This window comes from Gemmiger formicilis (genome assembly GCF_016901605.1).
Taxonomy (GTDB): Bacteria; Bacillota; Clostridia; order Oscillospirales; family Ruminococcaceae; genus Gemmiger; species Gemmiger formicilis_B.
Window position 1 is genome coordinate 1 of sequence record NZ_JACJKP010000589.1, and the last position, 296, is coordinate 296.

Genomic DNA, 296 nt, shown 5'->3' on the forward strand with positions numbered 1-296 from the left:
TTATAGCCCTCCTTGACCAGATACAAACGCAGCAATTCGCAAATATTTTTATCGTCATCTACAACCAGAATCTTCTCATTCGCCATGTTGTTGTCCCTCCGTTTTCGTTGGGCACCCTTGCGATACCCCACTGTAGCTTCTATTATACCGTATAATTGTGGATAAAAAAAGAACGAAGCTTCGGTTTTGCCGCATTTTTCTTGCGCCGCAGCGGCCTTATGTGTATAATAAGGGATGGAAAACACGCCAAAAGGAGCGAAACAATATGAAATTAGGTATCGTGGGGCTGCCCAACG

At 44.3% G+C, this 296-nt stretch carries 1 pseudogene; it reads right to left on the reverse strand.

Annotated features, from left to right (window positions below):
* Positions 1-86, reverse strand: a pseudogene (locus H6B10_RS16040) (DNA-binding response regulator); the annotation flags it as partial.
* Positions 87-296: the final 210 nt, after the last annotated feature.